Origin of the sequence: Lentzea sp. NPDC060358, from assembly GCF_042725365.1 — a bacterium.
In the GTDB taxonomy this organism is placed as follows: Bacteria; Actinomycetota; Actinomycetes; order Mycobacteriales; family Pseudonocardiaceae; genus Lentzea.
In genome coordinates this window covers 1-9,271 of the sequence record NZ_JBHXCW010000280.1, presented here as the reverse complement: position 1 = coordinate 9,271, position 9,271 = coordinate 1, and the positions used below count along the sequence as shown (strand labels likewise).

Genomic DNA, 9,271 nt, shown 5'->3' with positions numbered 1-9,271 from the left:
CCACTGGCGTCGGTGCGCCGGCGAGGAGGGATCAGGCGCTGAACTGCCACCAGTTGACGTTGAGCAGGTAGCTGCCGCCACCGGCGAACCTCAGGTAGAGGTCGCGGGTGCCGGTCAGCCCGCTCACCGAGCAGGAGGCGGTGGCCCACGTCTGCCAGCCGCCCGTGTTCGGCACCGAGCACGTTCCGGCCAGGGCGCCGGTCGGGCCGCCGGAGCGGACCTCGATCGAGCTCCCCGCCACGGTGGAGGAGACGCGGGCGGTGAAGGTCCTGGCGCCGTTGCCGAAGGCGACGTTCTTGAGCTTCACGTAGTCGCCGTTGTTGAGGTGGCTGAGGTTCAGGCCGCCCTCGCTCGACGGTTCGGTCTCGACACCGCTGCCCCAGGCGATGGTCTCGCCCTCCTGGCGGACGTACGGGTTCAGCGTGTCCGCGGCGGGTGGCCCGGTGGTGGACATGGTGATCGTCGGGATGGTGCCGTCGGAGTTGTAGGAGAACTTCTCCACGGCGACGGAGCGGGTGAAGCCGCCACCGCCGGGCAGGGCGCCGTTGTGGTAGAAGAAGTACGAGCCGCCCTTGAAGTCGACGATGCCGGGGTGGTTGGTGAAGCTGTTGCCCTGGGTGGGCATCACGGTGCCGCGGTAGGTCCACGGCCCGGTGGGGCCGGGCGCGGTGGAGTAGGCGATGAACTCCGAGCAGCACTTGGCCGCGAAGACGTTGTAGTACAGGCCGTTGCGCTTGTAGACCCACGGCCCCTCCTCGTAGAGGGTGGGCCGGTTCGGGTCGCCGGTGCGGGTGCCGAAGCCCGCCGTGGTGAGCTGGATCCGGTTGATGCCGCCGGAGTACGAGGTCATGTCGGCGTTGAGCCGCACGTAGGACAGGTTCGGGTTGCCCCAGTACAGGTAGGCCTGCCCGTCGTCGTCGATCATCACGCTCGGGTCGATCTCGCCGTTCTCGACGAGCGGCCGGCCGATCGCGTCGCGGAACGGCCCGGTGGGGCTGTCGGACACGCCGACGCCGATGGCGGGGCGCCCGGTGGCCTTGGTGACGACGGGGACGTACCAGTAGAACTTGCCGTTGCGCTCGATCGCCTGCCCGGCCCAGGCGTCCTGCTTGGCCCAGCTGAAGGTGGCGAGGTTCATGGGGGAACCGTGGTCGGTCCAGTTGACCATGTCGGCCGAGGACCAGACGCGCCACTCCTTCATGGTGAACCAGGTCGAGCCGTCCTCGTCGTGTCCCGTGTAGAGGTACACGCGTCCGTTGTGGACCAACGGCGCGGGGTCGGCGGTGTAGATGTGCTGCACGATCGGGTTGTCCGCTCTCGCCGGGGCGATCAGGGACAGCAGGACGGCCACCACCGCGGCGGTGGCCGTCCAGAACCTTCGTTTCGTGGTCATCGTCGTCTCCCGAGGGCAGGGAGGCTCACGCGGACCGGGACGCCCGGACCGCGTGAGCCGTCCTCCGGTGGTGTGTCAGGCGGCGGTGCAGGAAGGGGAGAGCCCGGACCCGCTGCCGGTGCCCTGGAAGCCGAACTCGGTGGACTGGCCGGCCGGCACCGCCCCGTTGTAGTCCACGTTGGTGAAGGTGACGGTTCCGCTGGTGCCGCTGCGGTTCGAGCTCCAGGACGAGGTGACCGTCCCGCTCGACAGGGTCGCCGTGACCCGCCAGCCGGTCAGCGCGCTGGACCCGGCGGTGACCTTGACCGTGGCGACGAACCCGTCGCTCCACTGGTTCAGCGACACCGACGCCGTGCAGCCACCAGGACCGGGGCCAGGGCCGTTGGACGTGGTGGTGGTGGTCGTCGTCGTGGGACCGGGACCACCCGCGTTCAGCGCGTCGAGCACCGAGTTGTAGGCGGCCTTCTTGGCGCCGGAACCGGTGAACAGCAACGGGTTCTGGCCGGTGCGCCACGAGTCGGTGTCGCGGATGCCCCACACGGTGATGCCGGTGCAGGCGCGGACCGCCATGCACGCCCTCGTCACCGCGCCGTAGGCGTTGGCCTGGTTGCTGCCGGCGATGTCGAGCTCGGTGATCTGCACCTCGACGCCGAGGTTGGCGAAGCGCTGCAGGTTCGACTGGTAGTCCGACGGCGCGTTGTTCGTGAGGTGGGACTGGAAGCCCACGCAGTCGATCGGCACACCACGGGACTTGAAGTCGCGCACCATGTTGTAGATGCCGGTGGACTTCGCGTTGACGCCGTCGGTGTTGTAGTCGTTGTAGCAGAGCTTGGCGCCGGGGTCGGCCGCGCGGGCCGCGCGGAACGCCGCCTCGATCCAGTCGTTGCCGGTGCGCTGCAGGTTCGAGTCACGACGGCCGCCGCCACCGCCGTCGGCGAACGCCTCGTTCACGACGTCCCAGGCGTAGATCTTGCCCTTGTAGTGGGTGGCGACCTGGGTGACGTGGTTCATCATGGCCTGGCGCAGGTCCGAGCCCTCCAGGCGCTGGGCCCAGCCGGGTTCCTGCTGGTGCCACAGCAGGGCGTGGCCGCGGACCCTCTTGCCGTTGCCCACGGCCTGGTTGAGGATGCGGTCGCCGCCGGAGTAGTTGAACTGGCCGCGGTTGGGCTCGGTCGCGTCCCACTTCATCTCGTTCTCGGCCGTGACCATGTTGAACTCGGTGTTGAGGATGTTCACGTAGGTCTGGTCGCTCAGCTTGCCCGCCGCGACCGCCGTGCCGAAGTAGCGGCCGGACTGGGCGGCTGCGGCGCCGAGAGTGGTCGCCGCGCTCGCGGGAGCGGACGCGAGGAGCACAGCTCCGACGACCGCGGCCGCGACCGCCGACGCGATCGGGACGAGTGAGACCGACCTCGATGTCAGTTTCATCTTCCACACTTTCACCGGACGTGCCCGGAATGCGGGCGTGATGGGCGGGGCGAGTGCGGGAGGAGTGTTGCAGCTCCGTGTTCACGCTCACAAGCAGACGACCTCGACTTGTCCCGACAATTGAGCTGGATGGGGGACCGGGGTTCGTAAAGAGGGAAAACATGCACGTCGAACGCCGTCGATCACGGTCGAACGAGATCGAGGAAATCGAGAGGAAGCTAAAGTGAGCGCTAACACTTTAGCTCTGGTAAGGCGGATCGGCGGTGCCACCGGGGAGAACGCGAACGGGTGTCTTTGGTACGGCAGCGTGCGAAACGGGTATCTGACGGTCCGGGCCGGCGAGCGGTGAGCTCCGCCGGGACCGCGTTCACGAACACCGAAGAGGGAGCACGCATGTCCACCGTCTCGCGCACGTTCACGGTCCAGCCCTCTCCGGCGGTCGTCGTCCCCTACCTGGCCGACTTCGGCAACGCCGAGCAGTGGGACCCCGGCACCGAGCGGTGCACCCGCGAGGACGCGGGTCCCGTCCGCGTCGGGTCGTCGTGGCACAACACCTCGAAGATCGCCGGCATCAGCACCGAGCTGACCTACACGCTCGAACAGCTCACCGGCGACCGCGTGGTCCTGGTGGGGCGCAACGACACCGCCACGTCCACCGAGACCATCGACGTCGTGCCGGAGGGCACCGGCTCGAAGATCACCTACACCAACGAGCTGCACTTCCACGGCGCGGCCAAGCTCGCGACGCCGATCGCCAAGGTGGTCTTCGAGAAGCTCGGCAACGACACCGAGCGTCAGCTGACCGACGTGCTCAACGGCATGGGGCACTGACCTCTCGCGCGGGGAGCTCGCGCGAACGCCGTGAACGGACGGCCGCCGCGCCGTAACCTCCTGGCATGCCAGAGCACAGCACACCGGCCTTCGGCCCGTCCGACGACCTGCGGGGAGCGCGGTTCGACCGCGTGCCGCTCACCGGCGCGCGGTTCGTCTCGTCGGGACTGTCCGATGTGGTCCTGCGCGGCGTCGACGTGCAGGGGATGGACATCGACGCGCCGTGGCTCTTCGAAGGAGGCGGCGTCCTGCTGCTGAACGGCGTCGACGTGGTCCCGCTCGTCGACGCCGAGCTCGACCGCCGCTTCCCCGGCCGCGCCGAGCGGCGGGCCACCACGCCGGACGGGCTGCGGTCCGCGTGGGCCGCGGTGGAACGAGCCTGGGCCGCGGCGGTCGACCACGCCGCGACGCTGCCCGCGGGCACGACCGACGTGTCGGTCGGGGGCGAGTGGTCGTTCGCGCAGACCCTGCGGCACCTGGTGATGGCGACCGACACCTGGCTCAACCGGGCGGTCCTGCGGCACGCCGAGCCCTACCACCCGGCGGGCCTCGCGAACGCGGGAGCGGAGGAGGACGGGCTGGACCCGTCGGCCTTCACGACGGACCCGGTGCCGTACGCGGAGGTGCTGGCGGTGCGGGCCGGCCGGATCGCGATGGTGCGCGACTTCCTCTCGGCCGTCACGGAGGCGGACCTGGCGCAGCAGCGGGAGAACCCCTGGGCTCCGGGGCACGCGGAGACCGTGCTCTCGTGCCTGCACACGATCCTGCAGGAGGAGTGGGACCACCTCCGCTACGCCACCCGTGACCTCGCCGCGATCGAGGCCGCGACGGCGTGAACGGCGGGGACCGGGTCAGTCCCGGTTCTGCCGGACCAGCGCCAGCGCCTCGTCCACCGACCCGGTCACGGGCAGCACGTGGGCGAGAGCGCTCGCCGTCAGGGGCCGCACCGCCGCCGCCTCCACGGCGACGAGGGCGAACCCGATCTCCGCGCGCCGGGCCCGCCGGTACAGCTCCAGCAGCATCGACAGCCCGGACGAGCCGAGGAAGCTGACCGAGAGGTCCACGACCATGCCGCCGGGACCGGTGCCCAGCTCGTCGAAGAGGGTCGCCGCGATCCCGTCGACGCTGGTCATGTCGAGTTCGCCGCTGATCACGGCCACCAGCACGTCGTCGTGCCGGGAGATCCGCGTTCCCGCCGCAGACACCGTTCCGCTCGAAGTCATCCCGCACCTCACCCTGGCAGCGCCGCCGTTGTTCACCCGATGCTACGAAGGGTGATGCCGCGGGGCATGACCACCGGCCCGGCGTGGTGCTGTGCGGTTTCACACGTTCGGGGCAAAGCGAAAACGGGTACCGGGACGTGCGGTCCTTCAGCCGCGCGTGCTGATCGACTGGATGAGCGCCTCGGCCACGTCGCGGAGTTTGACGTTCCCGTTCTGGGACCGCTCGACCAGCATGGCGAACGCCGCCTCCGCCGAGCAGGAGTGCACGGCCATCAGCACGCCCTTGGCCTGTTCGATCGTCGCGCGGGAGTGCAGCGCCCGCTCCAGGTGCTGGGCCCGGTCGCGGGACCGCTGCCAGCGCTGGGCGTTGGTGACGATTGCGGACGCGGCCGTGGTGAACAGCAGCAGGAGCCCCTCGTCGTAGGGGTCGAACGCGGCGGCGGTCTGGCTGTGGATCGTGAGCGTCCCGAGGTGCCGCACGTCGGAGGAGTCCGTGGCCGGCAGGACGAGAGGGACCGACAGGTAGGCGCGGACGTCGTTCTCGGCGGCCGCCAGCTCGAACTCGGGCCACTGCTCGGACCGTTCGCCCACGGCCGCGCGCACGGGCTTGAGGGTGCGCGCCGACTCGAGGCCGGGGCCACGGCCCGCCCGGTGCTGGTCCTCGTCGATCCGGGCGAGCGCGCTGTCGGTGGCCGCGACGGTGCGCGGCCGGCCGGGCTCCACGATGGAGATGGTGACGCCGTCGGCATCGGGGATGACCTTGGTCGCGGTGTCCGCGAGCCGCTGCAGCGCCTCGCCGAGGGGCTCCGCGCCGGAGAACGTGTCGCGCAGCACCGCCAGGGCGTCGGCGGCGTCGTCCAGCCGTGCCAGCGGGTCCGGGCGGTCGTCGCCGGGAGCCTGCCGGAGCTCCGTCCCCGTGGAGTCGTGCATGCCGCGGCGCTCCTTCGTCTGCATGGGCGGAGTTCCACGGCGTCCCGTTCGACGCGCGCAAGCAGATCCTACGGCGATCTCCGCGACCGTCGGAGAGCCTTTCGGCCTCTGTCCGGGTACCGGGCCGGCGACACGACGCTGGAGGTTTCAACGTTCTGCCGCCGACCCGGACCGGGCCATCCGAAAACAGCCGGCCGTGTGGATGCGCGCATGCACGGCGAACACTCAGTACCCGGCCGGCCCGGCATCCATGCACGATCACATTTCCCGGTCACGACACCGTCACCCGGCCGTGTCCCGATCGCCGCGTCCGGCGGAACACACCGCGGCCCGGCCGACCCGTAGAGTTCACGGTGTGTGGTCGTGTTCAAACAGGTAGCACGCCGCTTCCGGCTTCACGCGGCTCGTGCTCAGGGGGAGACCTCGGTGTTCATCTCCGGATCCCAGGAACTCGTCGGCGACCAATCGCCTCCGTTCTCGCTCTCCACGGTCCAGACGTCGGGGGTGTACCTCGTGCGCATGGCCGGGGAGCTCGACGTGATCGCGGTGCGCGAGGTGTCCGCGGTGCTCGACGCCGCCGTGGCCAGCGGGCTGCCGGTGATCGCGGACGCGGCCGCGGTGCGGTTCTGCAGTTCCGCGGTGCTGGGGGTGCTCTACGGCGCCCACGTCGGCGCCACGAAGTCGGGGAGGCGCTTCGTGGTGGTCACCGACCGTCGCGCGCTGCTGAGGCCGCTGGGCGTGCTCGGCCTGCTCGACGCGATGACCGTGGTGCCGGACGTGCGGGCGGCGCTGCGGGAGCTGGAGCTCTGGGACCTGGAGCCGGCGGACCTCGACCGGTGACGCCGGACCGTCCTTTGTGGCCGTCCCGTCGCCGGGCGTAACGACCGCGCCGGTGTGGCCGATCAGCTGACGACAGGGCCACACCAGGGAGGCCGCATGCGTCGCTCGTCACCCCGACCGCGGTGGTTGCGCCGCACGCTCGTGTGCACGCCACCGGCGCTCTCCGCGGCGGGCGCCGCGGCCGTCGTGCTCGCCCAGCCGACGTGGATCGGCTTCGGGATCGCGGTGCTCTGCCTGCTCGCGGTGGCGGTGGAGGCGGAGCTCGTGCGCGAGGAACTGCGGGCGGACCGGCACGCGACGCCGTCGATGGCGCAGCGGTACCGCCTGCTGGCGAGGCTGCTCGACGCCGCCGACGACCGCGAGGTGCGCGTCGACCCGGCCCACCGGTACTCGATCCTGCTGCAGGAGGAACGGCTCGCGGACGGGTCGCTCCAGCGGTCGCTGCTGCGGTTCGACCAGGACGAGCTGGAACGGGCCGGGCACGACGGCGTCAGCACGCCCCTGGTGTTCGACCACTTCTCGCTCGACCCGGCCCGGCCGCTGGTGCGGCACCGCTTCGGCGCGGTCACGGTCACGCGCGACGCCGAGGGCAGGGCCCGCGTCATCGGCATCCCCGAGCCGCACCGGGACCGGCAGGCGATGGCCGAGATCGCGCGGCTGCTCGCCTCGACCGCGGCCGACATCCCGCCGCTGGAGGACCTGGACGTCCTGATCGCGCAGATCCGGTCCGCCTCCGCGCTCGCCTCGGACGGATGACGCGCCGCGCTTTCCCGAGCCGGCCGGGGAACGAATGCGAGCGACATTCCGGGTGGACCGGGAATGGTGCCTGCGTGGAATTGATCGCCGGAAGCCGCAGCGCCGGCGGGGTTTCTGACGCACGGTGACGGCCGTTCGCTCCCTTTCCCCGTCTTCATCGCATTCGTCCGGAATACGGGCAACGTCAACAGTCAAGACCGGTGAACCGCTTCACGCCAATGGCGGGCGAGTGGGCGCGACGACGTTCCTTACGTTGGGTGGCGGAACCCCCAGGTTCCATTCTTCGCACCCTGCAAGCGAGGAGCACCCATGTTCAGGAAAGTCGTCCTCACCGTCGCGCTCGCGGCGTCCACGACCTTCGTCGCACCCGTGGTCGCCCAGGCCGCGGCCGACGAGGGCCCGATCACCGCGGCGGCGGTCACCGTCTACTACGACACCAGCAGCGCCCCCACGTTCGCGAGCGCCATCCGGCAAGGCGCGGCGAACTGGAACGCGCGGGTGAGCAACGTGAAGCTGGTGGAGAACCGCAGCGCGGCCACCCTGCGCTACCGCGAGGGCAACGACTCGCGCGGGTCGTACGCCTCGACCAACGGCCACGGCAGCGGCACGATCTTCATCGACTACACGCAGGCGCGGCAGTACTACGTCACCCGCATCACCGCGCACGAGACCGGGCACGCCCTCGGTCTGCCCGACCACTACAGCGGCCCGTGCTCCGAGCTGATGTCGGGTGGTGGCCCCGGCACGTCGTGCACGGTCGCCTCGCCCAACTCCACCGAGGCGGCCCGGGTGAACTCCCTGTGGGCCAACGGGTTCGTCGGCACCTACGAGTGGAAGACCATCTACGAGCAGGTCCCCGTCCACTCCTGAGCGAGCACGTCCGCGAAGCCCGGGTCCCGCAGCGGGTCCGGGCTTCGGCCGTGCGCGAGGGGTGTGCTGCCACGGCTCTGAGCGCCACCTGGCTGGCTGGTCCGGTGTGCGGGACCTGCCGGCGCACCCGGCCAGGGGCGTCGCCATGACGATCACGCTGGATCCCGGCAGCCGGGTCGTGGTCACCGGCGACTCCGCCACCCTCTGGGGCACGCCCGGCGGGGACCGGGCCGCCCACCCCCCGCGGGCCGGCCGGCGAGGACCGGGCCGCCCACCTCTGGCGCCCGCCCGGCGAGGACCGGGCCGCCCACCCCCCGCGGGCCGCGGGCCGGTGGTGCTTCGAGCACCCCGGCCGGCCGGTCACCTGGCTCGACTCCGTCCACCCCGGCGCCGGTCACCGCGCGGGCTGGTGCACCGCCCTGGTGGCGAGCGTCTCGGCGGACACGACCGCCTCGAGCGCGTCGAGCGCCGACTCGAGCCACGCGTCGACCGAGGCGGCCGAGGAGCCGGGCGGGCCGGTGATCCGCACGCTGACCGCGCTGCGGTCCTCGGCGAGCCGCAGCACCTGCAGCGTGCCGGAGCAGGAGGTCGTCGTCTCGCTGCCCCAGGTGATGCGCAGCCGTTCCCAGTCGATGCGGATCTGCCGTTCGACGCCGACCTCGGCGTGCAGTGCGGGCAGCCACAGGCGGATGAGGTGGGGGCCGCTCAACTCGACCTCGACGGAGTCGGGCAGCCAGGTGGTCGCGTTGTCGAGGTCGGAGACGATGTCGAACACGGCCTCCGCGTCGGCGGGCATGGAACGGCTTCGGGTCAAGACGGGTCCTTCCGGCGGCGGTTCCTCCCATCCTGTCCGGTTCTGCCCGGCGCTGAACCTGAAGACTGCCTAACGATCCCCGGCGGGCGCGGGCGTCGCGGCGGTCGACGTCGCGGGGGAGCTCGACGCCGGTGGGGTGGTGGGGTGCCGCCGCTGCGTGACCACCGGGGTCGGCGGCCCGCCCGACAC

Annotated in this window: 10 protein-coding genes; 5 read left to right on the top strand and 5 right to left on the bottom strand. The window is 71.2% G+C overall.

From position 1 onward, the window contains the following. Window positions 1-31: 31 nt before the first annotated feature. Window positions 32-1,393 carry a glycoside hydrolase family 43 protein gene (locus ACFWGZ_RS36100; protein ID WP_382456082.1) on the bottom strand — a complete coding sequence of 454 codons (1,362 nt, stop codon included), beginning with the start codon at window positions 1,391-1,393 and terminating at the stop codon, window positions 32-34. Window positions 1,394-1,468: 75 nt separating this feature from the next. After that, on the bottom strand, window positions 1,469-2,818 hold the full coding sequence (locus tag ACFWGZ_RS36095; RefSeq protein WP_382456081.1) for an endo-1,4-beta-xylanase: 1,350 nt from the start codon (window positions 2,816-2,818) through the stop codon (window positions 1,469-1,471). A 393-nt stretch (window positions 2,819-3,211) separates the two neighbouring features. Here ACFWGZ_RS36095 and ACFWGZ_RS36090 point away from each other — a divergent pair, with 393 nt between their 5' ends. Next, window positions 3,212-3,649, top strand: a complete 438-nt coding sequence (locus tag ACFWGZ_RS36090; protein WP_382456080.1) for an SRPBCC family protein — start codon at window positions 3,212-3,214, stop codon at window positions 3,647-3,649. 65 nt (window positions 3,650-3,714) lie between these two features. Continuing rightward, a complete protein-coding gene (locus ACFWGZ_RS36085; RefSeq protein ID WP_382456079.1) occupies window positions 3,715-4,485 on the top strand; it encodes a DinB family protein in 771 nt (256 codons plus the stop codon). A gap of 15 nt (window positions 4,486-4,500) precedes the next feature. On the opposite strand, the gene ACFWGZ_RS36080 is transcribed toward ACFWGZ_RS36085, so the two are convergent. Together ACFWGZ_RS36080 and ACFWGZ_RS36075 are read right to left on the bottom strand one after the other, a co-directional pair. After that, complete coding sequence (locus ACFWGZ_RS36080; protein ID WP_382456078.1) at window positions 4,501-4,872, bottom strand: STAS domain-containing protein; 372 nt, start codon at window positions 4,870-4,872, stop codon at window positions 4,501-4,503. Window positions 4,873-5,019: 147 nt separating this feature from the next. Beyond that, the gene (locus tag ACFWGZ_RS36075) at window positions 5,020-5,826 is read right to left on the bottom strand and encodes an ANTAR domain-containing protein (RefSeq protein ID WP_382456077.1); all 807 of its coding nucleotides are present in this window, start codon (window positions 5,824-5,826) and stop codon (window positions 5,020-5,022) included. A 402-nt stretch (window positions 5,827-6,228) separates the two neighbouring features. Between ACFWGZ_RS36075 and ACFWGZ_RS36070 the strand changes: the two genes are divergently transcribed. The 3 genes from ACFWGZ_RS36070 to ACFWGZ_RS36060 all read left to right on the top strand — a co-directional run bounded on the left by ACFWGZ_RS36070 (window position 6,229) and on the right by ACFWGZ_RS36060 (window position 8,268). Then, a complete protein-coding gene (locus ACFWGZ_RS36070) occupies window positions 6,229-6,642 on the top strand; it encodes an STAS domain-containing protein (RefSeq protein ID WP_382456076.1) in 414 nt (137 codons plus the stop codon). A gap of 96 nt (window positions 6,643-6,738) precedes the next feature. Beyond that, on the top strand, window positions 6,739-7,398 hold the full coding sequence (locus ACFWGZ_RS36065) for a hypothetical protein (RefSeq protein WP_382456075.1): 660 nt from the start codon (window positions 6,739-6,741) through the stop codon (window positions 7,396-7,398). A gap of 309 nt (window positions 7,399-7,707) precedes the next feature. Further along, a complete protein-coding gene (locus ACFWGZ_RS36060; RefSeq protein WP_382456074.1) occupies window positions 7,708-8,268 on the top strand; it encodes a snapalysin family zinc-dependent metalloprotease in 561 nt (186 codons plus the stop codon). A gap of 394 nt (window positions 8,269-8,662) precedes the next feature. On the opposite strand, the gene ACFWGZ_RS36055 is transcribed toward ACFWGZ_RS36060, so the two are convergent. Then, complete coding sequence (locus tag ACFWGZ_RS36055) at window positions 8,663-9,082, bottom strand: SRPBCC family protein (RefSeq protein WP_382456073.1); 420 nt, start codon at window positions 9,080-9,082, stop codon at window positions 8,663-8,665. Window positions 9,083-9,271 lie beyond the last annotated feature (189 nt).

Coding starts and splice junctions, on each gene's coding strand:
- ACFWGZ_RS36060 (WP_382456074.1), top strand. CDS start 7,708: ATGTTCAGGAAAGTCGTCCTCACCGTCGCGCTCGCGGCGTCCACGACC.
- ACFWGZ_RS36095 (WP_382456081.1), bottom strand. CDS start 2,818: ATGAAACTGACATCGAGGTCGGTCTCACTCGTCCCGATCGCGTCGGCG.
- ACFWGZ_RS36090 (WP_382456080.1), top strand. CDS start 3,212: ATGTCCACCGTCTCGCGCACGTTCACGGTCCAGCCCTCTCCGGCGGTC.
- ACFWGZ_RS36100 (WP_382456082.1), bottom strand. CDS start 1,393: ATGACCACGAAACGAAGGTTCTGGACGGCCACCGCCGCGGTGGTGGCC.
- ACFWGZ_RS36065 (WP_382456075.1), top strand. CDS start 6,739: ATGCGTCGCTCGTCACCCCGACCGCGGTGGTTGCGCCGCACGCTCGTG.
- ACFWGZ_RS36080 (WP_382456078.1), bottom strand. CDS start 4,872: ATGACTTCGAGCGGAACGGTGTCTGCGGCGGGAACGCGGATCTCCCGG.
- ACFWGZ_RS36075 (WP_382456077.1), bottom strand. CDS start 5,826: ATGCAGACGAAGGAGCGCCGCGGCATGCACGACTCCACGGGGACGGAG.
- ACFWGZ_RS36085 (WP_382456079.1), top strand. CDS start 3,715: ATGCCAGAGCACAGCACACCGGCCTTCGGCCCGTCCGACGACCTGCGG.